At 62.3% G+C, this 20,673-nt stretch carries 26 protein-coding genes; 14 read left to right on the forward strand and 12 right to left on the reverse strand.

Annotated features, from left to right (window positions below; all coding sequences use genetic code 11):
* Positions 1-72 precede the first annotated feature (72 nt).
* Positions 73-1,077, reverse strand: coding sequence for a hypothetical protein (locus ADJ79_RS02655; RefSeq protein ID WP_050714669.1), 1,005 nt, complete (start codon positions 1,075-1,077; stop codon positions 73-75).
* Between the two features lie 81 nt (positions 1,078-1,158).
* Here ADJ79_RS02655 and ADJ79_RS02660 point away from each other — a divergent pair, with 81 nt between their 5' ends.
* The 11 genes from ADJ79_RS02660 to ADJ79_RS02710 all read left to right on the forward strand — a co-directional run bounded on the left by ADJ79_RS02660 (position 1,159) and on the right by ADJ79_RS02710 (position 10,185).
* Positions 1,159-1,392, forward strand: a complete 234-nt coding sequence (locus ADJ79_RS02660) for a Plasmid-related protein (protein ID WP_015039729.1) — start codon at positions 1,159-1,161, stop codon at positions 1,390-1,392.
* Between the two features lie 3 nt (positions 1,393-1,395).
* Positions 1,396-2,274: a helicase RepA family protein gene (locus ADJ79_RS02665; protein ID WP_050714670.1), complete on the forward strand. Its 879-nt coding sequence runs from the start codon at positions 1,396-1,398 to the stop codon at positions 2,272-2,274.
* Positions 2,264-3,133, forward strand: a complete 870-nt coding sequence (gene repC, locus ADJ79_RS02670) for a replication protein C, IncQ-type (protein ID WP_050716356.1) — start codon at positions 2,264-2,266, stop codon at positions 3,131-3,133. Before ADJ79_RS02665 ends, repC begins: the two co-directional genes overlap by 11 nt.
* 711 nt (positions 3,134-3,844) lie before the next feature.
* Positions 3,845-4,123, forward strand: coding sequence for a TraK family protein (locus ADJ79_RS02675; RefSeq protein ID WP_050714671.1), 279 nt, complete (start codon positions 3,845-3,847; stop codon positions 4,121-4,123).
* Positions 4,124-4,455: 332 nt separating this feature from the next.
* Complete coding sequence (gene traJ, locus ADJ79_RS02680) at positions 4,456-4,830, forward strand: conjugal transfer transcriptional regulator TraJ (protein ID WP_017997823.1); 375 nt, start codon at positions 4,456-4,458, stop codon at positions 4,828-4,830.
* Positions 4,831-4,864: 34 nt separating this feature from the next.
* Positions 4,865-6,679, forward strand: coding sequence for a TraI/MobA(P) family conjugative relaxase (gene traI / locus ADJ79_RS02685; RefSeq protein WP_050714672.1), 1,815 nt, complete (start codon positions 4,865-4,867; stop codon positions 6,677-6,679).
* 213 nt (positions 6,680-6,892) lie between these two features.
* Entirely contained in the window at positions 6,893-7,678 is a 786-nt protein-coding gene (gene trbJ, locus ADJ79_RS02690; RefSeq protein ID WP_017997821.1) for a P-type conjugative transfer protein TrbJ, read from the forward strand.
* 16 nt (positions 7,679-7,694) lie between these two features.
* The gene (trbK, locus tag ADJ79_RS02695) at positions 7,695-7,970 is read left to right on the forward strand and encodes an entry exclusion lipoprotein TrbK (RefSeq protein ID WP_050714673.1); all 276 of its coding nucleotides are present in this window, start codon (positions 7,695-7,697) and stop codon (positions 7,968-7,970) included.
* The gene (gene trbL / locus ADJ79_RS02700; protein ID WP_050714674.1) at positions 7,967-9,628 is read left to right on the forward strand and encodes a P-type conjugative transfer protein TrbL; all 1,662 of its coding nucleotides are present in this window, start codon (positions 7,967-7,969) and stop codon (positions 9,626-9,628) included. The genes trbK and trbL overlap by 4 nt, the downstream gene beginning before the upstream one ends.
* A 2-nt stretch (positions 9,629-9,630) precedes the next feature.
* Complete coding sequence (locus tag ADJ79_RS02705; RefSeq protein WP_050714675.1) at positions 9,631-9,888, forward strand: hypothetical protein; 258 nt, start codon at positions 9,631-9,633, stop codon at positions 9,886-9,888.
* 63 nt (positions 9,889-9,951) lie between these two features.
* Positions 9,952-10,185 (forward strand): type I toxin-antitoxin system ptaRNA1 family toxin, encoded by a 234-nt coding sequence (locus tag ADJ79_RS02710; RefSeq protein ID WP_050714676.1) that lies wholly within the window; start codon positions 9,952-9,954, stop codon positions 10,183-10,185.
* Positions 10,186-10,406: 221 nt separating this feature from the next.
* On the opposite strand, the gene ADJ79_RS02715 is transcribed toward ADJ79_RS02710, so the two are convergent.
* Both ADJ79_RS02715 and ADJ79_RS02720 read right to left on the reverse strand, forming a co-directional pair.
* A complete protein-coding gene (locus tag ADJ79_RS02715) occupies positions 10,407-10,754 on the reverse strand; it encodes a transcriptional regulator (protein ID WP_050714677.1) in 348 nt (115 codons plus the stop codon).
* Positions 10,751-11,116 (reverse strand): XRE family transcriptional regulator, encoded by a 366-nt coding sequence (locus tag ADJ79_RS02720; protein WP_050714678.1) that lies wholly within the window; start codon positions 11,114-11,116, stop codon positions 10,751-10,753. Before ADJ79_RS02720 ends, ADJ79_RS02715 begins: the two co-directional genes overlap by 4 nt.
* A 138-nt stretch (positions 11,117-11,254) precedes the next feature.
* Between ADJ79_RS02720 and kleE the strand changes: the two genes are divergently transcribed.
* The 3 genes from kleE to ADJ79_RS02735 are packed head-to-tail and all read left to right on the forward strand — an operon-like array spanning position 11,255 to position 12,601.
* A complete protein-coding gene (gene kleE, locus ADJ79_RS02725; RefSeq protein WP_050714679.1) occupies positions 11,255-11,584 on the forward strand; it encodes a KleE stable inheritance protein in 330 nt (109 codons plus the stop codon).
* Position 11,585: 1 nt separating this feature from the next.
* Positions 11,586-12,302, forward strand: coding sequence for a recombinase family protein (locus ADJ79_RS02730; RefSeq protein ID WP_050714680.1), 717 nt, complete (start codon positions 11,586-11,588; stop codon positions 12,300-12,302).
* A 59-nt stretch (positions 12,303-12,361) separates the two neighbouring features.
* Positions 12,362-12,601, forward strand: coding sequence for a hypothetical protein (locus ADJ79_RS02735; protein ID WP_050716357.1), 240 nt, complete (start codon positions 12,362-12,364; stop codon positions 12,599-12,601).
* 391 nt (positions 12,602-12,992) lie between these two features.
* Here ADJ79_RS02735 and ADJ79_RS12960 read toward each other — a convergent pair whose 3' ends face one another.
* The 9 genes from ADJ79_RS12960 to ADJ79_RS02780 all read right to left on the reverse strand — a co-directional run bounded on the left by ADJ79_RS12960 (position 12,993) and on the right by ADJ79_RS02780 (position 19,740).
* Positions 12,993-13,910: a conjugal transfer nickase/helicase domain-containing protein gene (locus ADJ79_RS12960; RefSeq protein ID WP_082202846.1), complete on the reverse strand. Its 918-nt coding sequence runs from the start codon at positions 13,908-13,910 to the stop codon at positions 12,993-12,995.
* On the reverse strand, positions 13,903-14,268 hold the full coding sequence (locus ADJ79_RS02745) for a hypothetical protein (RefSeq protein WP_050714682.1): 366 nt from the start codon (positions 14,266-14,268) through the stop codon (positions 13,903-13,905). The genes ADJ79_RS12960 and ADJ79_RS02745 overlap by 8 nt, the downstream gene beginning before the upstream one ends.
* 133 nt (positions 14,269-14,401) lie before the next feature.
* Positions 14,402-14,773: a hypothetical protein gene (locus ADJ79_RS02750; protein WP_050714683.1), complete on the reverse strand. Its 372-nt coding sequence runs from the start codon at positions 14,771-14,773 to the stop codon at positions 14,402-14,404.
* 270 nt (positions 14,774-15,043) lie between these two features.
* Positions 15,044-16,171, reverse strand: a complete 1,128-nt coding sequence (locus ADJ79_RS02755) for a DUF6094 domain-containing protein (protein WP_050714684.1) — start codon at positions 16,169-16,171, stop codon at positions 15,044-15,046.
* A gap of 97 nt (positions 16,172-16,268) precedes the next feature.
* Positions 16,269-16,649: a hypothetical protein gene (locus ADJ79_RS02760; RefSeq protein ID WP_050714685.1), complete on the reverse strand. Its 381-nt coding sequence runs from the start codon at positions 16,647-16,649 to the stop codon at positions 16,269-16,271.
* 160 nt (positions 16,650-16,809) lie between these two features.
* Positions 16,810-17,088, reverse strand: a complete 279-nt coding sequence (locus ADJ79_RS02765; protein WP_050714686.1) for a hypothetical protein — start codon at positions 17,086-17,088, stop codon at positions 16,810-16,812.
* A gap of 575 nt (positions 17,089-17,663) precedes the next feature.
* Positions 17,664-18,275 carry a DUF3275 family protein gene (locus tag ADJ79_RS02770; RefSeq protein WP_050714687.1) on the reverse strand — a complete coding sequence of 204 codons (612 nt, stop codon included), beginning with the start codon at positions 18,273-18,275 and terminating at the stop codon, positions 17,664-17,666.
* Between the two features lie 342 nt (positions 18,276-18,617).
* Entirely contained in the window at positions 18,618-18,944 is a 327-nt protein-coding gene (locus ADJ79_RS02775; RefSeq protein ID WP_050714688.1) for a hypothetical protein, read from the reverse strand.
* Between the two features lie 118 nt (positions 18,945-19,062).
* Positions 19,063-19,740 carry a DUF3577 domain-containing protein gene (locus tag ADJ79_RS02780; RefSeq protein ID WP_082203348.1) on the reverse strand — a complete coding sequence of 226 codons (678 nt, stop codon included), beginning with the start codon at positions 19,738-19,740 and terminating at the stop codon, positions 19,063-19,065.
* Positions 19,741-20,673: the final 933 nt, after the last annotated feature.

Here is a 20,673-nt window from a genome sequence, read left to right on the forward strand (position 1 = left end):
TAATGCGGATCAGGTCGGCCGAATAGTTGTTCACTTTGGTTGACATCGAAAGAGATCAGAGAACGCGCGCTTCTATTGCTTTTTCAGATGAAAATTTTCGGGAATCGATGCCAGCGCTTTAAGTGCCTTAGACACTGCTTGGCGCGTCAGCGGCCGTTGATCGTTTCTCGAAAGCTGTTCTGCAATCTCCGACTGATTGAGTCCGGAATACTGGAGCACAAGAATCTTCTTCTTGGCGTCCGACAGCTTCGAGTCCACCATCAATCGCGCCAGGTCTCGAAGCTCAGCCATGTCGGCTGGCTGCAAGGTCTGACCCAGCATGTAGTGAAAGAAGTAGTTATCAACCAGCTTGTCGCCGGACGCCGCCGCATGGGGCGTGGCTCGCTTCGCGCATTGCCGCTTGAGCCTTGCCAGTTCGATATCGAACTGCGCGACGGATCGTTTTGCTTGTCTATAGGCAGGGTTGCCTGCACCGCTCAGCAACTTCGGCTGATGAGCAACGCAGTACAGGCTGCTCAACCGAAGTGTGTCAGCGGCCCCGCGCAGTTGAGACTCATCGCCTGCAAATGAAGCGAGCGCGGTGAGCTCTCCGCAAAACCGACAAAATCCTTGCCTGCGTCTTCCATTCAAGCCCCGTGACTTTCCGTCGGAGCCTCGTATTGGAGAGTCCACCGGCTGTTTGCAGGCGCAGGCCCATATCAGCTCAAACAGCGATTCGAGAGTCGCTGTAAACCGTTTGTCCCTTGCGCTTGTGCAGTCCTCCTGACGGATGAACCTTCGTAGCAGTTCCCGTTGCAGAGGAACCATCGCATCAAATCCGATCAATCGAATGATGCCGCTCAGGCCCACCCCTGTCCCAGCTCCGGGGATGTGGCCCAAGAAGCGCAGTGGAAGCTTTTCCGTGTACTTGGCCACAGCGGGGTCGATCAACTCTTCTACCAGCCGAACGATTGGGTGCTGCTTCGACGATGCGGAGTAGGGCAGCCACCGATCATGGAACTGCTTGATGGCTTCCGCGACGGTCGGATCGCATTCTTCGGAAATGATGGTGGGTTTCGCATTTCGCATGTCAACCATTGTGGACAACTAAATGGGTGTTGGCAACTCTAACAACGCCTAACCTTCGTTGTACTTCAGTTGATAACGGAGGTTTACGCAATGACGATGGAAGACACGCTGCTGCAACGCTTCGGCCCGCTGCTGAGCATCGCGCAGCTCGCCACTGTCCTGGATCGTTCGCCTGATGGATTGCGGATCAGCTTGCGCGCGACGAACGAGTGGACGCAGCGAATCAACAAGGCCCGCTTGAAGATCGGCCGGCGGGTTTACTTCCGAACCTCGCAGATCGCCGAGGTGCTGAGCGACGAATCCCTGTACGGAACGGGGAACTGAGTCGTGGCGATTGATGTCCTGGCGGCGTTCGAGTGCGAACCGCCGGTGCTGGATTTCATATGGCCGGGCTTCCTGGCGGGGACAGTCGGCGCGCTCGTTGCTCCAGGAGCCACGGGTAAGAGCTTCTGGGCGCTCGAAGCGGCCATGAGCATCGCATGCAACGTTTCCGGTGGCGATCTCGTTGGCCTGGCCCCCGCGCGTACCGGGCGAGTGGTCTATCTGGCCGGGGAAGACCCACCGCCCGCGCTTGTGCGGCGCATTCACGCCATCGGCCAGCACCTCGGACACACAGCCCGCCAAGCCATCGCAGAGAACCTTGCGGTTGAGCCGATCATGGGCAAGCGCTTGAACATCATGGACGATGCCCACTTGCGCCGCGTTGTCGAGTACAGCGCCGGGGCGCGGCTGATCGTGCTGGACACCCTGAGTCGCATTCACGCCCTCGATGAGAACAGCAACGGCAACATGGCCCACCTCGTCGCCGTGCTGGAGCAGGTCGCGGCTACTACGGGCGCATCCGTGCTCTACCTGCACCACGTCAGCAAAGGCAGCGCCCGCGAAGGGCAGACCGACCAGCAGCAGGCCGCGCGTGGCGCGTCCGCGCTGATCGACAACGCCAGATGGTGCGGCTACGTCGCCCGTATGACCGAGGACGAGGCCAGGCGTCTCAGCGACCGCGCTCATGACCGGCAGCCTATCGGCAATGAGCGCCGCGGCTACTTCGTGCGTTTCGGTGTCAGCAAACAGAACTACGACACTACGCCGCTTGATCGCTGGTACATGCGGCACGCGGGCGGCGTTCTGGTGCCGGTGGAGCTGCATGAGGCCAGCAGGAATGAAGAAAAGGGACGTGATGGCCGGAGGCGAGGCGATGGCTTTTGACCTCACCCATGCCAGGCACGATCCAATGCACTGCTTGGTCCCCGGCTTGTTCCGCAGTCTCAAACGCGGCGAACGGAAGAGGCTCAAGCTCGATGTGACGTATCACTACGCCGAGAATGAACAAGCGAGGTTTGTCGGCTTCGAGCCTCTTGGTGCTGATGACATGCGACTGCTGCAAGGTCTTGTTGCTCTTGGAGGGCCGAAGGGCATCATCCTGACGCCAGAGCCAACAGCAGAGTTGCCGAGGCAACTGCGTCTATTCCTTGAGCCGAAGTTCGACGCGGTAGGGCAGGATGCGCTTGTTGTGCGAGAGAGCATGACAAGCCTGCTAGCCGAAATCGGCTTGACCGATGGTGGCGACAACATCAAGGCCATCAAGGCGTGCTTGCTGCGCATGGCAAACGTGACCGTGGTAGTCACCAAGGGGGGCAGGCAAAGGTCTTTTCACCTGATGAGCTATGCCTTCGACGAGGAAGACGGGCGGTTGTTCGTCGCACTGAATCCACAGATCGCGGAGGCGATTCTTGGGAGGCGCCCGTATACCCGCATCGAGATGGTCGAAGTACGGGCGCTACAAACCGACCCGGCCCGCCTGATTCACCAACGGCTATGCGGCTGGATCGATCCCGGCAAAGCCGGGCGCGTAGAACTCGATACCCTTGCTGGCTACGTCTGGCCAGACGAGGCGAACGCCGAGGCCATGAAGAAGCGCCGCCAGAAGACCCGCAAGGCTCTGGCCGAGCTTGGCTCCGTGGGCTGGAAGGTCAGCGAGTATGCGACAGGGAAGTGGGAAATTGGCAGGCCAAAGCCCGTAGTAACGTTCCCCAAGCTCCGTAGCAATGATCCCCTTCATCCGTAGCAACGTTCCCCGCCTCAAGCCGGAAAATACAGCAACGGCGCGGGATTGGGGCTGGTTCGCAAATTGCATCCATGATCTTCCAAGATCATCCACTAGGCGCGGCACTTGCCGCCGCCCTGTAGGGCGACGCCAAGCCCTTGCAGGCGGTCGGCCTTCGGCCGTTGGGTTGTACGCCAGAAGGGTGGTTGGCTCCGGCCGACCCTTTTAGCGGCTAAAACGCAGCGCCCCTCAAGTGTCAATGGACTGGCGTTGTATGTTGTAGCGCGCTACAACATACAACAGTTCAATTCGATTCCCGGCCACGTCATGAGGCCGGCCCTTCTTTCGCGCGCACGTCGAGCTGCAGCATCGCTATTTCCGGCGAGGCTGGCCACAATCGGGGCACGGTCGACCATCGCCACATCCGACGATGCACCGAGGGGCCCCATCGCTAGTTCTGAAGATTACGGCCGCCGGCGCTCGAGCTCGCATCGCCGCTTCTGAGGATGCGATCCGCTCTTTGACACTTGAGGGGCCGAGCGGCGGGGGTTCTCCCGGCAACTCCCTCTTGGCGTTCAACTTTCCGTGCTATGAGCTCCCGTCCCTGTCTTCGATAGGCGTGCCCGTGTCATCGACTCCATGTCAACCATTTCGGCCAATTATTGGACTGTTGTGTAGGCCGGCACTCCGTAACCTTCGGAGTAGTTCAGTTGATAACGGAGGTTTACGGACATGGTGACGACAGAAAGCAGCTACCCCGACGAGCTGGCCGCACGGCTCGATCATCAGCAGCAGACCTCGCAAATAAAGCGGAGGGACTACCTGGCTGCATTCATGGCGGCGCGCACGGACGTGTCGGCAGCGATTGAGGCTGGCTACGCGCTCAAGATCATCTGGGAGCACATGCGCGAGATCGGGCGAATCCCTTTCCGCTATGAGACGTTCCTGAAATACGTTCGCCAGCACATCACCAATGCACCGCCTGGCTCCACGGGTCAGAGCACGAAGTAAGCAAAGTCCCATGCTCTATCGCTGCAAGCGCATGGCTGAAACGCTGTTACCGGCCTCTTGGATCGCTGCAAGCACACGGACGTTGGCAATTTCCGTTGGTTTTCCCGCTGCTGGCGCGCTGTTGCGAAGCAATGGTGCGGTTACAGCGCGAAATTCGATGAGGCATACGAGGCAAAAACAACGCCGAAAGGCGGGCAGGATGTGTGAAGTAGGCCCACCGCGCAAGCGCAGTGTTCCTCTTCACTTTCCCTTATTCGCGCCTACGGCGCTCAACGGGCATCCTGCTCTGCGAGGCATCCGGCGACCGCCGGCAACGACATGAGGACGCCAAGATGGAGGTCAACGAGAACAAGGTGACGAGGAAGGGCAGCCCGCCCATCAAGGTCTATTGCCTGCCCGAAGAGCGGGCCGAGATCGAGGCGAACGCCAAGAGGGCGGGCGTCAGCGTGGCGCGCTATCTGCGCGACGTGGGCCAGGGCTACCAGATCAAGGGTGTCATGGACTACCGGCACGTGCGCGAGCTGGTGCGCGTCAACGGCGACCTTGGCCGTCTTGGCGGTTTGCTCAAGCTCTGGCTGACGGATGACGCGCGCACGGCCAAGTTCGGCGAGGCCACCATCCTGGCGTTGCTGGGCCGGATCGAATCCACACAGGACGAAATGAGCCGCCTCATGAAATCCGTGGTGCAGCCGAGGGCGGGGGCATGATTTTTTTAGCCGCTAAAACGCTGGCGGGCCGGCCATGATCGCCAAACACGTGCCGATGCGCTCGCTGGGCAAGTCCGACTTCGCCGGCCTAGTGAACTACGTCACCGACGCGCAGAGCAAGGATCACCGGCTGGGCCAGGTGCAGATCACGAACTGCGATGCCGTGTCCGTGCAGGACGCCATCACCGAGGTTCTGGCGACCCAGCACACGAACACGCGGGCCAAGGGCGACAAGACCTATCACCTGATCGTCAGCTTCCGGGCCGGCGAGCAGCCCGGCGCCGACACGCTGCGCGCGATTGAGGAACGCATTTGCGTCGGGCTGGGCTATAGCGAGCATCAGCGCGTCAGTGCCGTCCACAACGACACCGATAACCTGCATACCCACATCGCCATCAACAAGATTCACCCGACGCGGCACACGATGCACGAGCCGTACTACTCGCACCGGGCGCTGGCGGAACTCTGCATGACCTTGGAGCGCGACTACGGCCTGGAGCGCGACAACCACGAGCCGCGCCGGCGCGGTGCGGAGGGGCGGGCCGCCGACATGGAGCGGCATTCCGGCCAAGAAAGCCTGTCCGGCTGGATCAAACGTGAATGCTTGGCCGAGATCAAGAGCGCGGCGAGTTGGGCCGAACTGCACCAGGTCATGCGTGAGAACGGTCTGACGTTGCGCGCCCGAGGCAATGGCTTGGTCATCGAAGCCGACGACGGCACCACGATCAAGGCCAGCACCGTCGCCCGTGACCTGTCCAAGTCGGCGCTGGAGAAGCGTTTCGGGGTCTTCGAGGCTTCGCCCGAGCATCAGGCCGCGCCGACGCGGCGCGGCTATCAGAAGGGCCAGCCGATGCGCTTGCGTGGTGGGCTGGACACGACTGAGCTTTACGCCCGGTACAAGGACGCACAGCAGGGCCTCACGGCGACCAGGGCCGGCGCACTGGCCGAGGCGAAGCGCCAGAAAGACAAGGCCGTGGAGAACGCCAAGAAGGCGGCGGCGATGAGGCGGGCGGCGATCAAGCACCTGACCGATGGCCGGCTGACCAAGCGACTGCTGTACGGCCAGGCCAGCGCGGCACTGCGCGCCGATCTGGCGGCGATCCACGAGCGCCACAACCAGGAACGGGCAGCTATCTATCTGGCGCACAGCCGGCGCACGTGGGCCGACTGGCTCAAGCAGCAGGCAATCGCCGGCGACGGCCAGGCCATCGATGCCTTGCGCGCCCGTGAGGCAGCTCAGGGCCTCAAGGGGGACACCCTTCAGGGTGAGGGTGTGGTGAAGGCCGGTCGTGCCTTGGTGATCGACAACATCACGAAGAAGGGCACCATCATCTACCGCGCCGGCAGCTCAGCCGTGCGTGATGACGGCGAGCGCTTGGCCGTGTCCAGTGAGGCCGACCGCGCCGGCGTGTTAGCCGCCTTGCGCATGGCGATGGAGCGTTACGGCGAACGCATCACCGTCAGCGGTAGCGTGGCGTTCAAGGCCACCGCGATCCGGGCGGCCGTGGATGCGCGGCTGCCCATCGTCTTCACCGATCCGATCCTGAAGCGTCGGCGGCTGGTCGAGGCCGCGAAGGCTCAGGCCAGAGTCCGTCCCGGCGCGCCACCTGTCGGCCGGCAACCACCGCCGCATCGTCGGCATGGCCTGCGCACGCTGGGCCAGCTCGGCGGTCTGTACATCGAGGGCGGAGCCCAGCGGCCGGCGCAAGCGCCGAGGCCAGCGCCGATGCCAGCCAAGGTACGACCATCAGCACCGTCCGAACTAGCGCAGCGCGAGGCGCGGCTGCGGGCGCAGATGGAGGCCAAGAGGGCCAAACGCCAAGAGAACGGCAAGGGGCGTGGTCGATGACGAGCGCTTTCACTACCTGGGAGGTGCAGTGCGAGCTTCACCCCCGTACACCGATGTTCAACAGAAATGGCCGGGCGCTACGGTGTCGCTCAGGTCGGGGTACCGGGACAGCGATACGGCGTGCTGTCTCTGTGATGGCCCAACGCCGCCAGTTGCCGACCAGGCAGCCGGCAGGCGCAGTGCAGCCGCTCATCACATTCCAGGAACTCGACCATGAAACACGTCCGTTTTTTAGCGGCTAAAACCGCGCTTGCCGCCTCCCTCCTTGGCGTCATCGTGACCACGCCGGCCTCGGCCGGCATCCCCGTCATCGACGGCGGCAACCTGGTGCAGAACGTCATGACGGCCATCGAGTCGGTGGCGCAGACGCTCAAGCAGATCGAGCAGTACCAGACCCAATTGCAGCAGTACGAGAACATGCTGCAAAACACGATGGCCCCGGCGGCCTACATCTGGGATCAGGCGCAGTCCACCATCAACGGGTTGATGAATGCCGTCAACACGCTGGACTACTACAGGAACCAGCTCGGCAGTCTCGACACCTACCTGGGCAAGTTCCAGGACGTGAGCTATTACCGCAGCTCGCCGTGCTTCTCGGCTGCCGGGTGCTCGGATGCCGAGCGCGCCGCGATGGAGCAAAACCGCCGCCTGGCGAGCGAGAGCCAGAAGAAGGCGAACGACGCGCTTTTCAAGGGCCTGGAGCAACAGCAGCGCAACCTGACCGCCGATGCTCGCCAGCTCGAACGGCTCCAGTCCGCCGCGCAGGGTGCGAACGGCCAGATGCAGGCCATCGGCTTCGCCAATCAGCTCGCCGCCAACCAGGCAAACCAGCTTCTGCAAATCCGCGGCCTGCTGATCGCGCAGCAGAACGCCGCGACCGCCAGGATGCAGGCCCAGGCTGATCTTGAGGCCCGGCAGCAGGCGGCGCACGCGACAGCGACGGAATCCAGGATCGGCAAAACAGCCAGCCCGAGAAACTGGCTTGAGCTGATCCGCTGATCGGGGGGCAGACACCATGCAAAAAACGCTGCTGATCGCCGCCCTCATGGCGGCCTTGCTGGCTGGCTGCGAGAAGCAGCCACCCGCGCCGGTCATGCCCGAAGTGAGCGACGCCAACTGTCAGCTTCCCAGGATCATGGAGATCAAGGACAAGGCGACGCGAGAAGCCTTTGCCGGGAAGTGCGCACGCCGCTCGCTCACCGGCGGCGGCATTGCACCGACCAAAGACCCGAAGAACTGGCTGGAGCTGATCGACCAGACGACCCCGAAGGGGCAGGAGGCAAAACCATGAAAGCACTGCACAAGGCGGCGCTGATCGGCGTCGCCCTCGCGCTCTACTCCACCGCCGCATCGGCCCAGCTCACCAACCAGGGGATGCTTGACCAGGTAGTGACGGACTTCGCCTCAGCGGCGAGTTCCTGGCAGGTCGCCGTGATGAATGCGGCCATGTTCTTGTTCTGGACGCTGGGCACAATCTCGCTGGTCATCACGTTCGGCTTCATGGCGCTGCGCAAGGCCGACATTGGCGAGTTCTTCGCCGAGTTCATCAGGTTCATCCTGTTCTTCGGCTTCTTCCTCTGGCTGCTGCGCTACGGCCCGACCTTTGCCGGCTCGATCATTCGATCACTGCGTCAGCTCGGGGAACAGGCTTCTGGCGTGTCCTCGGTGACACCCTCGGGCATCGTGGATGTGGGGTTCCTGATCTTGAAACAGGCCCTTGCCAACCTGTCGGCCTTCTCGCCTGTCGATAGCGTCATTGGTGTGGCCTTGAGCCTCGGCATCCTGATCCTGCTGACCATCGTTGCCGTGAATATGTTGCTGCTGCTCGTGTCGAGCTGGATTTTGATGTACGCGGGCATCTTTTTCCTGGGGTTCGGTGGCTCGCGTTGGACGTCCGACATGGCGATCAACTACTACAAGACCGTGCTGGGTGTGGCCGTGCAGATCATGACGATGGTGCTCCTGGTCGGCATCGGGAATGATCTGCTTACCAGCTTCTACGCCAGGATGAACACCGGCACGCTGAACTTTGAAGAGCTGGGCGTTATGCTGGTTTTCTGCGTGGCGCTGCTCATGCTGGTCAATCGTGTGCCCCCTCTGGTCGTCGGCATCATCACCGGCTCGGGTATCGGCGGCGCGGGTGGCATCGGCAACTTCGGCGCAGGTGCTGCCATTGGTGCGGCTATGGGCGCGGCGAGCATGGCCGCCGGTGCGGCAAGCGTGGCCGGCGCGGCCGTGATGGGTGGTGCGGCCTCGGCCGCCGGCGGCATGTCGGCGATCAAGGCAGCGTTCGAGAAAGCAGGGTCTAGCGCAGGCGGTGAATCGGGCGGAATGCCCATGCTCGGCGGTGGCTCCGACTCCGGTAGCGATGCAGGCTCGTTTGCGCAAGCTGCTGGCTTTGGTGGCGGGTCAAGCTCAGGTGCGGGCACCACTACACCACTTGCACAGGCCGCCGGTTTCGGCAGCAGCTCGGGCAGCGGTGCCAGCGGCTCAGGTGGAAGCAATGGGCAGCAGCCCGGTAAATCGGGTGGAGGTTCCAGCTCGAAGGGTGGCGACGAAGCCGGCAGCAAGAAAGCCCAGCAAGGCGGCCAGCAGGCCGCACCAGGCAGCACCGGCCCCGGCTTGCTGGCCTCGGCCGCATCGGCGCTTGGCACGGCGGGCCGCGTGACAGCCGACGCCGGCGCGAACCTGATGCAAGGCGTCGGAGAGGTTGCGAAGGCCAAGGCCGTCAGCATCCGCGACGCCGCCGCCGAGCGCATCGCCGACACCACCGGCGGGAAGATCGCGGCGGCGATCAGGGCGAGCGCGGAGAGCGACCAGGCCGGCGCTGTCGAGGCGGTGCCGACATTCGGTGGCAACAACCTGGCAGGGGCCGATTCGGCCGCTGCCGATCCTGATGATGAAGTGGCCGCGTTCGCCAACCGCGAGCACGGTAAATCGGAGGCGTGACTATGAAACGTAGTGGCTTTTTCGACTGCTTGGCGCTCGACCAGGTGCAGCGGCTGGCAGTGGAGTTTGAGCAGCCTGGCGATCAATCAACCGAGCTTGATGCAGCGGCGGAAGTTTCGGCCTTTGTTGATCGCTCTGCTCCGTCTGCCATCGAGGCCACCAGGCCGGCGGCCAGGTCATCGAGCAACAGCTACAGCGGCAGCAACAGGAACACGCCGCTAGCAGAAGCTGCCGGCTTCTACAGCAGCGGCCAGCGGTAAAGCGCGCCGGCCGGCGTGGGGCCGGCCGACACTTCCACAACCCACCTGATAGAGAGGTGAATCATGGCAACCCTGAATCCTACCAACGCAATCGCAACCCAGGCAGTTCATCATGCGGCCGCGCAACTCGCCGCCCTGGACTGGATCGACCAGGACGCGGCGCGGCAACTCTCACCGATGGCTGAGGCCGTCGCCAATATGTTCATGGTGCTGTACTACCAGGCCGAGACGGGCCGAGCCACGCGGGACGATTTCCGCCAGGCCCTGGATGCGGTGCGGCAGTCACTCGCCGCGTAGGCTCGCGCACCAGGAACAGCAAGGGCGGCCGGTGGCCGCCCTTGTCGTTTTCGGGCCTGCATCGCTGGAAGCGACGATGCGCGCCGGCGTGCTCGAGCATCGTCAGATCGAGCGATGACGGCCGCCCTGCGCCTTCCCCTTGGAGTGGATCTCGCATCGTCATTTCCGGCGATGAGATCCACCTGCAGCACCGCCAGAAATGGCGATGCTGGCCAGCTTCGCTATTTGATACCGTGCATGGCCCGCGCACATGCCGCAACTTCGCGGGCGTGCTGGATACAGGCCGGGTCGGCCGTGGCTTCGGCATCGGCCAGGAACGCGGCTATGGCTTCGACGGTTTGCAAGTCCTCGGGCAGCAGCTCACGGCCAACGGCCGGGGCATCCACCCATTCGCGCTGCTCCGGCGGCAATGGATACTGGCCGGATGCTTCGGCTTCGGCCAGCAGCTCATCAAGCGTGTAGCGCACCCGGTCGGCCGAGACGGCGCGGGCCGGGTCGGCTTTGAGCGCGTCATGGGCCGGGCCGGCCTTCTCATGCAGCCAGGTTGCCAGGTTCTTCGGGTCAATCATCGGCTGGCCTCATCGAGCAGCGCCGCCAAGCGTTCCAGGTCATCGACCGAATACCCACGGAAGCGGCCGGCCAGCAGCTCGCCCAGCTCGGCCAGCGTCAATCCAAGAGCCGCCGCCGCTTGGTCGTTCGACAACTGCCGCGCCGTGATCGCCTGGCTGATCTTGGTTACGAGCGTGGTCTTGGCCTGCATTTCGTCGGCGCCGGGGCGGCCCAGGTCGGCATAGACGTTCGTGCTGCCTTCATCAATTTCCGGCGTGTCGTCGGCGTTCAGGTCGGCGAACAGGGCTTCGACGGAATCGAGCCGCTTCAAGCCGCCCCGTCGGGCTTCTCCAATTGCTTCCTCGGTTTCCTTCTTGCCCATCGCATACCTCACGCTGATTGTCTTGCCCGGCTTATTGAAGCTGTCACATTGAGCTAGGGCGCATATAGATTGCACTTTGTTAAATGCGCCTGCCGGGCTATAGTAGGCGCACTTAGGTATACCCAAACGCGCCTATCCATGTCCAATGTCATCAAGTTCCCCAAGAAGGTCGAGCAGCCCGCCGCGCCCGAGCCGGTGAAGCCGGCCCCAGCTTCCGTGCCTGGCGTTCAGAAGGTTGATGGTCATGGGCTGCTGGCCGGCCTGGTCAAGTTCGTATGGATGGCGACGGTACTGGTCTGGCCGATCTTCAGATGGATGGTGTCCCTTGAGGTGCTGTTCCAACTCCTGCGGATGTTTTACCACTGGCGCACGCCGGGCGTGCATGCCGGCTGGACGTTCCTGCTGCACTTCGCCGCGCTGACCGCGCTCACCTACTTTGTCTCCGTCTACAAGCCGAAGGGGCTTTGACATGAATGCCAGCCCAATGATGGCGCGGGTCTATCTGCGTGTCAGCACGGACGCGCAGGATTTGGAGCGCCAAGAGGGGATCATCACGGTCGCGAAGGCTGCTGGGTACTACGTCGCCGGCATCTACCGCGAGAAGGCATCCGGCGCGCGCGCCGACCGGCCCGAGCTGCTGCGCATGGTGGCCGATCTGCAATCGGGCGAGGTGATCATTGCCGAGAAGATCGACCGAATCAGCCGCCTGCCGCTGCCCGAGGCCGAGCGCCTGGTGGCCTCGATCCGGGCCAAAGGCGCACGCCTAGCCGTCCCCGGCGTGGTCGATCTATCCGACCTGGCGGCCGAGGCCAAGGGCGTTGCCAAAATCGTTCTGGAGGCCGTCCAGGACATGCTTTTGAAGCTGGCCCTCCAGATGGCCCGTGACGACTACGAAGACAGGCGCGAACGCCAGCGCCAAGGCATCGAGCTGGCGAAGGACGCCGGCAAGTATCGGGGCCGCCGCGCTGACCCGAAGCGCCATGCCCAGGTTGTCGCACTGCGCAAGTCCGGCCACAGCATCACCCGGACGGCCGAACTGGCCGGGTGCAGCCCATCCCAAGTGAAACGGATATGGGCAGTCGAAGTGAGCCAGGCCGAGGCGGTGCGCATGGGGGCCTTCCGCGAGGACGCATTGACCGAGGCTGACGCGATGGCGGCTGCCGATCAGGAGGGTACGAAGGTATGAGAAACGGACACTACTCCTTGCCACCGCTCCGTCCCGAGCTGCAAGCAGCGTGTGAGGAGATGAACGCCAAGGAAGATTATTTCGCCTATGCCGTGTGCCGCACCCATGACGGCCAAGCGTGGGAGGTGAACTACCGGATGGGCGGCATGTGTTTCGCGCTCGACGGCCAGTATCTCGACCGCGACGAGGCAATGGCCGCCGGCGCGGCCTGGTTGCTGGAGCAGCTCAACCGTGAGCCGACCGACGATGAGATGGCCTACCGGCGACTATGGGAAAGCCAGAAGGCTTTCATGCTCTGATCGACGTCAGATCGTTGTTCATAAAACGGTGGTTTTGCCGACGCCGCCTTTTGTGGCGACAACACCGAAAACAAACATTTGAACCTCGCTGAACTGTGGCTTAAAACCACAATCCAACGAGGCAATGAACGCAAACTGACTATGAAACTACCAAAGTATTAATTGGCGAACCTAGAACACACATCGTATAAAGTCATAAAGACTTCAAAAAAGGCTCATAAGCCCGTGATTTACTTCAGTTTTTTCAATCGGTCGAGTCTGCAGCCATTGCCCCGCTGAACTGCACACGGCGCCCACTCTACGACCACCAGCGGCCCGTGTCAACTTTTCTGCTTTGACTTCCATAGCATGCCCGGCGCTTGTCTGGCGCATGGCGGATGTCGAATCTGCCTCAGTTTCCTTGCATCAACCTGAGCACCGGATTGGCGGGCGGCACCGGCAGCACCCAGCGATCCGGCGCCATCAGAACGATGGCAGAGAGCCGGCCAACGCTGGCTCCGCCTCGGCCGAGTACCTCGTAGCGCAGGATGTTGACCTTGCTGCGGCCCTGGCCGGCGCCCATGCGGTGCCAGCCGGCCTTGATGACTTCGCGCTGCACTTGAAGGCCGGTGGCCTCCGCTTCGGACTCCAGGCCGGTTTCCCGGGCATACAGCTTGAAAATCAGCGGCGAGACCAGTGCCATGCCTTCTTCGGTGAAATGCACGGGGGCGCCTGATTCGTTGTACTTGATGACGCGGGCAGCCAGGCCCTGCTGGAGCCAGTGCACGAACGCGATGGCCTTCTCACTCGGCTCCGCCTTGCGAGAGGCGGTGTCCTGCGGCAGCTCGGGCAAGCTGGGCGTGAGCACGACAGGGGCTGTGACGGCTGCGCGTGCAGTCGTGTGCGCGCCGGCATTCGATGCCAGGCCTGGCGCCTGGAACAGCGGTCGAACGGCTGCGCTTTGGCGGGTTTCCGACGGGGTTTTTGCTTCGATTTGCAACGGCGCTTTTGCTCCGGGTTTCCCGGCGCTCCGTTCGGGGTTCGTCCTGGCCTGGCGGGTTTCGCCGCTTCCGACGGCGGTACGTGCTGCGACAGCTTCTGGAGACCTCGGCATTGCCGCAGGCGTGGGCGCCTTGACGGGGCGGGCTGGCGCCGTTGGCTTCATGGCCCTGACCTTTGGTGTGGCCGCGCCTGACAGGCTGCGCACGTCATCGTCCTCATCCAGCCAGCCGCTGTCAGGCGCATCCATGATGAAGAGTTGAACTACGGCACTGCCTGGTCTGATTTCCATTAGATCCGTCAGGAACTCGTTGTAGGTCAGGTCATCCATGGCTGTGGTACTCCCTGACCTTGTCGCGCCATTCCTGGCATGCCACGGGCGCGAGCGTCAGAAATGCCAGCGGACAGCTGTAGCGGTACGGGTGCATCGACTCGTCCATGGGTTTGTAGCCCCACTGCCCACCGCTGCATTCCAGGAGGTTGCAGCAAATGATGCAGTGCTTGCGGGGTGCCTGGTCTGTGCTGTCTGCATCAGGTGCAAACCGAAGCTCGACCACGGACCAAAGAACGCTCTCCGCTTCGTTGAAGACATAGGCCAGGGTGGTGCTGGTGCCCTTTTCGCTGGCCGATGCGCGTGTCAGCGCCTGGATCAGCTCGGAGCGTGACTTGGTGGTGAATAGCCATCCCATTTCGGGTCTCCTGTGAAGAATGCTGGAGCACCTCGCCCGGCCGGGACAGGGTTGCCCAGCGGGGTCGATGAAATGCCTGCCTGCCAGGCAGGTGGCTCAGGTCCGGAAACCTGGTGGATTGGTTGCAGGCCGCTCAGGCCAGGTGTTGCCTGAGTTGCTGCCAGGCCGTCACCAGCAAATACCAGCGGCGGTCAACCATGACGAATGGTTCGAGGTAGAAACGGTGCCGGGCCATGGCCGCCAGGTGATGCAGTGGCACGGCCAATGCGTCCGGCAGCCGGTTGCGCCACCGGGGCGCCGGCCAGCGCGCTTCAATGCGCATGCCCGCAGGCAGGCCGCCAGAGCCATCGCCGGAGACGGTGATCAGGGTGCGAAGCACACCGTCATTGCCACGGCTGGTCTCCAGGACAATCACGTCCTTGCTGTCGGTCTGGGATTGGGCATAGCCCGTGAGGCGCCCGGTCGTGCGCGAACGAACGTAACCGGAACGGGTGTAGTTCTTCATGGTGGTTCTCCTTGAACAAAAAAGGGACCACCGGCCCCGGCGGGACATGGTGGCCCCGCTGGGTGGATGAAGGTGCGATGCGTACCCGGCCGGCTTTCGTTGGCCTGCCGCGCTTTCAGGGTTGAGCGCGGCTGAAACCGTTCTTTCGGTTGCGTGCAGAAGGTTTCCCGGAAGCCACTGCCCAAGGCAGAACGTGGACGGAGGCTTCGGGGAACCCATCTGCGATGGGTTCGACATGCGGTCCATTGTGGCCGCAGGCAGGTGGGCAGGTCAACTGATCCTGACGATCTGGCCCAGGCGCTCGCCTGGCGTCAACTCGATGGCGTTGATCACGGGTACGAACTTGTCGATCATGGTGATCGTCTCCGTCACCTGGCCTTCGGCATCCGTGTCGTAGCTGACGCTGCGTTCCTTTTTCTTGAAGGTATCGCCCTTGATGAGAAAGGTGCGTCCGTCGGTGGACTCGATGCGGCCCGTGACCTGACCGGCCGCCAGGGCCAGTGCCAGGTGCCACTGGCTCATGTTGCGCAGCGGCCGGCGATGGGCCGAGCGTGCCTGGTTGAAGCAGTTGCCAAAGCCGGGCCACAGCAGACTGTGCTGCCAGCGCTTCAGTTCCTCGGCCAGCTGTCCTGCGTCCAGGCGAACGGCATGGAAGTCGAACTCGCTGCCTTCGGCAATGTGCGGCAGCTGGTAGGGCTGCTCGTGCCAGTGCGGTGGCAGCACCTGCTCGCGCAGCCCGCCAGCCTGCGCCTGGCAGAGCATGTCCAGCACGTCCTTGCGGGGATGTCCTGGCCGGCTCTTGACGCCGAAGATGACGCATTGCTGGAACTGCTGCTCAGGCGCCATGAAAAACCGCAGCGCCGTGAAGTGGCGGGCCAGGTAGGTCCGGATTTCGTCATCGAGTGCGTAGTACGGCACGATGAAGACCAGGATGCCGCCTGGCATGAGCAAAGGCGCGGTTTTCTTGAGAAAGGTGCGCTCCAGCCGTTCCGCACGGTCGGCGTCGCCATTGGCCTGACTGCTGCCCACGTTGTCCTTGAGGCCGTAGCCGTAGGGCGGGTTCAGAAACAGCAGGCCGATGCTGCGGGGCTTGACCACCACGTCATGCACGTCGGCGTGGATGACCCGGTCCAGCAGGGTCTTTGCGTGCCAGGCCCGTTCGCGGTCGAACTCGATGCCCAGGGTTTCAATGCCGGCGCCCTCCTCCTGGCCCTGCTGCCGCAGGCCGTGGGCCAGATCGGCCAGCGCGGTGCCTTCGCCGCAGCACGGGTCCAGCAGCCGCATGGGCATCTGAGCTGGTTCCAGCGCATTCTGGATGCGCTGCAGGGTTTCGGCGTCCGTGGGGAAGTAGCCGTTCTTGATGAAGTTGCGCGCCAGGCGCGCGAACATGAGTGCCATGGGTATCTCCTGTCACAAATGGAGGCAGGAGATGTCCCCGCAGGGACATGCCCTGCCGGGTGGGTAAAGAAGGCTGGCCACACGGGCCAGGCTGGGTTCAGTCTTCCATGACCCGCTCGTGGTCGATGATTCGCCACTGGCGGGCCAGCTCTTCGAACTTGCGGCCACCGTCGTCAAGGTAGGCGTGGACTTCCTGTCTGCAGACACGGGCATCCATGTGCAGCACCCTGATGCAGTGCTCAAAGAGGCTGCTGTCCAGCATCCGAAGATCCGTCAGGTTGAATGGAAAACGTGAACCGTTGTACAGGCCCAGCAGGAAGGCCGCGATGACACGGCACTGCCCTGAATGGCCACACGCCGCCTCGTACAGCGTCCTGAGCGACTCGACGCCACGGGCCTCGATTTCCGGTCTGGCCTGGCTTTGTGCATGGGCTGCTTCCAGCGCGCTTAACAGATGGTCTTGTTCTGAAGAATTCATGGTCGGCTCTCCTGGTTGTGAAGGTGTTTTGTTGCTGCGACACTTGCGGGCATGACTGAACGCCCACGCCTGACGACGATTGATGGTGGTGATGCTCCCCGGCAGGTCGATCTGACCGACCTGCTGGAGAACATGGACCTGAGGGACGCCTTGCCGCTGCTCAGGCAGCTCGGGCGCCGGCGCAAGCCTGCGGCCAATGCCGCTCTCGCAGCAGTTGGTGCAGGGACGCCGGCAACTGGGTCACCAGCACGGGATCGGCCAGACAGCCACGCACCAGCCTGATTGCCGAACACACCTGGTGGGGTGCGAACTGCTCACGGGCCTGCTCCAGCTGCTGGTATTCGTCCTCTCCGGCCGCAGAGAGCCAGTCGTTGAAGATGGCGTGAAACTGCTTGCGCAGCTTTACTTCCTGCTCGCTGGGATTGCTCTTGAAACTCATGGTCGTCTCCAATGGAAAGTGCGGGGACGGCCCTTCCCTGCGGGGATGGCGCATCCCCACGGGGTTGATGAAATGACGTGTACCCGGCCGGCTTTCGCCGGCATGACGCGCTTTCAGGGTTGAGCGCGCCTGAAACCAGTCCCTGGTCTGGCATGGATGGTTTCCCCAAATCCTGCAGGACACCGGGCAGGACTTGGGGAACCCATCGGGATTCCCAGGCTTGGAAAACGGTTTGAACATCTACCCCCTCGCTGCAGGCCAGGCACAACGGTGTCCCTGGAGGATCTGCATGCGGATCGCCGAAGTCGGAGGTCGAGGCGATCAAGGAATGGCGCGAGGGTCAACGGCTCCGGCTTGGCTTTCGCCGGGCACGGCCCATTCGCAAAGCTGCGGCGCATGAGGTCGCCGCCACCCAGCTCGAACGCCGCCCGCGCCGCTCAGGGCGCAGGGCTGGCCTGTGGACCGCGTTGTTCCCTGCCTCTCATCCAGGCGGCGAGCGACCCACAGGCCAGCCCTGCGCGCGTGTGCGCACGGGCCGGGCAAAGAGTGGCGTCAAGCGTCAAGCCACTCTGGCGTCATGGTGCAAACCAGGTCTGCTGCTTGGAGTCGAAGCGGTAGCCACGGGCCTTGAGGTCTGCGGTCTGCTCACGAAGGATCGTCCGGTCGATGGTGAGATCGAGCTTGATGGGTTCGCCCTGCTCGATGGCTTGCAGCATCTCGCTGTCATAGATGGCGCTGGCCTGTGCCGTGCCGGCGCAGGAACTGGCGCTGGCAACGCCCGCGAGTTTCTTCTTGAGGTTGGCCAGGGCACTGGCCGGTCTGGACCCGGATGCTTCTTGCGCTGCCGCGGCCGCTGAAGCCGTGGCGCGCGGGGGCGCTGGTTCATCCACCGGATCAAGTTCCACGGGTTCCGCTGCCAGCTGACGCTGGTCCTCGGTATGTACCTGCAGGTCATGCAGACGTGCGCGGATTTCCGTGACGGCCTTGCCGTAGGCGATGTACTGGCCCAGGTAGATTTCGCTAATCCACACGGTTGCCTCGTATTCGCCTTCCTCGAACTGCTCCAGGATGGCGTCCTTGACCTTGAACTCGCCAAAGTCGGTGGTCAGGTCGGCGACACAAAAGGGGCCGTTGCGGCTTTGCCGGATGTGCTTGATGCGCAGTACGGCGTTTTCTGCGGTGATCATGGCGGCATGTCTCCTGATCAAGCCGGACCACGTGCCTCCCCTTTCGGGACGGCCTGGGTCCCGGCTGGGTTGAATGAAAGGAAACGCCCGGACCGCTTGGAGCAGTCAGGGCGTCCCATGGGCTTGAAGTGTCTGGCAGGCTTGCGAGCCTGTCAGGTTTGGCACGGGATTCGTTGAGTGTGTGCAGTTCAGCGAAACGTGCCTACGTGTACCCCGGCGCACAAGGCGCGTACACGCTTCAGGGGTTGACGTGTCTCATGGCCCGAGGGCCGTGGCGGTTGTTCCAGTGATACCGCCAAACACTCGCAAAGAGGCTGAATTATCGGGTGAAATCTTTCGATTTCAACCCGCCCTGCCCCCGACAAGCGCCAAGGCTCGCGGGGTCAGCTGCCATACCTCGGCCATGACGCAGCCCGTGGGAACGCGTCTTCCGGTGTCCCTGAACAGGCCTGTCGCCAATGCCGGCTCCCTGAACGGCTCGTTTTCGCTCCAGGTCTTGACCAGAATCTCGTCCGGCCCGATTGAGGCCTCCGGGATATTGACGGTCAGAACACCGTAAGCCTCGCCTTCATCCGGTTGAAGAAAATGCAGGGCCAGCCGCTTGTTCCGGTAGCAGTCGGTATGGATGTCAAGTTCTTGCCCATAGGCATGCAGACTTCCGATGCGCATGATGGTCTCCAGTAAAACGGAGAGCGCCCCCTTGGGGATGGCTCCCCTTGGGGTGGAAATAAGAAAACCCCTCGATCCGCCATCAAGCGAATACGAGGGGTTGGAGGACTGACCTGTATCAGGCGGCTGCGCGATAGCGTTCACCCCGGAAGGTGTGGCCTGCGCTGGCTGGCTGATAGGCACGTCCCTGCGGGCGTGCCTGGCGGGTCATGGCTTGTGGACGCGCTTGCTGCTGGCCGTTAGGCTGCATGCGTGTCGTGGCCGGGCGCTGCGGTGCTGGCGCTGCGTCCCCGGGCACGCCGGCATCGGATTCGCTGTCGCCGGCCTCTTCAGGCATGGCTTCAGCTTCGGGCGGCGTAGCGTCGGGATCGCGTCGGTACACGCTCTCGCCGTCAACGGTGATGCTGTTGATCAGAAGCAGGCGTCCCTTGATGAGAGACGCCATTTCCTTGCGGCCGGTCGGGCGACCGTCCTGATCGCGCTCATCACGCTCGTATACGTGGGGATAGATGTCACCCACGCGAAACGAGACAAAGACCTTGCGTCGTGCCTCGACCGCCTCCTGCAGTTGCTCGACCATCTGGATGGCTTCGCTTCCGCTGACCCGAAGGTCGAAGTAGGTGGTGTTCGGCTCGTTGGCATCGCCGCGCAGGGCGTTGATGCTGCAGGCAAGGAAAGGTTGGCCACGGCGACCAGCTTTCTTGCTGGATTCAACCCAACGGATACGGTTTAAGTATCCCACGCCGTTGACGTGCAGGTTGAAGTGGCTGGATTGGGCTTGTGCGGAAGCGTTCATGATGGTCTCCAAGAAAGTGGACTCGGAAACCACGCAGCCCAGCACCAGCCTTGAGGCCGGGGACAGGGATGCGCGATCCCTGTCCGGGTTGCAAAGATGAAGGTACTCTGGAGCCGGCCTTGGGAGCCGGATCGTGCGCCTTTCAAGAGTTGAGGCGCCTCGTGTTGCCTTTCGGCAGATCACGAGAGCAAAGATAGCGCAAGTCTTAAACGCCTGTCAAGCACGTTCTTCACTGCCTCCCGTTTTCAAATAATGAATGCGTGCTTGACATCATCGCCGAAACCGACGATGAATTGAGAGCAAAAATCAAGCAATAATGCTTCATCATTACAGCGTGACACCAGCCTTACTTGGCATTTTTCACTGTGCTGTTTGACATGCCGCTTTATTTTGATGGCATATGCTTGCGCGATCAGGAATCTTCATTGCATACGGTCTCGCTTTCCTTGCAATCCTTTTGCAAATCGAGCCGTGAAAGCAGAGATCGCAAGCAGTTGCCGAAACACCCCTTGTCTGAAAGACCAAATGCGAGCCCCTTGAATTAATCGGTATCCCTATAGGATTACTTTCTGGTCCTAGCGGCCAACAGTCCTCGCGAACTTTGCCCCTGATCCTCCAAGTGGAGCCAATTTCCAATATTGATGGCACTTGCCCAATCGCCACCACTAAATATCTGACCCCAGCACCCTCAAGATAAACCGCTCGTTTATTCTGATCGAGGATTTTCGCTTGAAAAATGGCGCTCAACACATTCCGAGGGATGCCAAAAAATCGACAACTGATCTGCATAGACGGAGTCATCTCCTGCGCTCCGCCAATTCATGAAATCTGCTTGCAGTAAATGCATTTGCCCCTCAGCCAGTCCAATTTAAAACTCTTGAGGACTTATTTTCATCCATATCCATCAATTTATTTTCAATCAACAACCCGGGA

The sequence above is a fragment of the Ottowia sp. oral taxon 894 genome (assembly GCF_001262075.1).
In the GTDB taxonomy this organism is placed as follows: domain Bacteria; phylum Pseudomonadota; class Gammaproteobacteria; order Burkholderiales; family Burkholderiaceae_C; genus Ottowia; species Ottowia massiliensis.